Below are 947 nucleotides of genomic sequence, written 5' to 3'. Positions count from 1 at the left end.
CTGGTTTGGTTGCAGGGCGAGAGATGGGGCTTCCAGTTAGGGGAAGGTCAAGACGTGATCTGACCTGCGATAAAATTTTGACGCGCCCTTGACCTTCCAGTGACTAGAACCACCATGTAAGGGGCAGCCACACAGAATCGAGGAGGCTGTCATGCCCGAACAAACCCCTGTTACATTGTCCGTCGAAGGCATGTCCTGTGCCTCTTGCGTTGGGCGCGTGGACCGCGGCCTGACTGCGGTTGAGGGCATTCATGACGTCTCGGTCAACCTTGCATCTGAAACCGCACGACTGGTCGCCGACAACCCGGAGCGCATCGCAGACGCCATTGCGGCGCTCGACAAGCTTGGTTACCCGGCGCGGGTGGCATCGGTAACGCTGAACGTGGAATCGATGTCCTGTGCCTCTTGCGTGGGGCGCGTCGACAAGGCGCTGGAGGCGGTGCCGGGCGTGCTTGACGTCAATGTAAACCTCGCATCGGAAACCGCGACCGTGCGCTATGCCGAAGGCGCGGTCACCCCCGCCGAACTGATCGCGGCCAGCAAGGACGCCGGCTATCCCGCGACCGTGGCAGAGGCGGCGGGCGGTGAGGATCGCACAGCCCGCAAGGCGGAGGAGGCCCGCAGCCTTGCCCGGCGCATGGCCTATGCCGCTGCCCTCGCGCTGCCGGTCTTTGTGGTCGAGATGGGCGGCCATGTGTTTCCGGCCTTTCACCACTGGATCAACGCCACCATCGGTCAGCAAACCAGTTGGCTGTTGCAGTTCGCACTGACGACGCTGGTGCTGATCGGGCCGGGTCGGATTTTCTATCTCAAAGGGTTCCCCGCGCTGCTGAAGGGTGCGCCGGACATGAACAGCCTTGTCGCGGTGGGTACCGGGGCGGCCTATCTTTACTCCGTTGTCGCAACCTTCCTGCCTGCGCTTTTGCCGGACGCGGTGCGTGCGGTCT

General features: G+C 63.0%; 1 protein-coding gene. It reads left to right on the top strand.

The window, feature by feature from the left end; translation table 11 throughout:
- Window positions 1-151: 151 nt before the first annotated feature.
- A partial coding sequence (locus tag C6W91_RS21135) for a copper ion binding protein (protein ID WP_370571611.1) occupies window positions 152-947 on the top strand: 796 nt, incomplete at its 3' end.

The sequence above is a fragment of the Phaeobacter sp. SYSU ZJ3003 genome, assembly GCF_041300735.1.
Taxonomy (GTDB): Bacteria; Pseudomonadota; Alphaproteobacteria; order Rhodobacterales; family Rhodobacteraceae; genus Phycobacter; species Phycobacter gallaeciensis_A.
The sequence above is the reverse complement of the archived record's forward strand: the minus strand, read 5'-3'. Positions and strand labels throughout refer to the sequence as shown.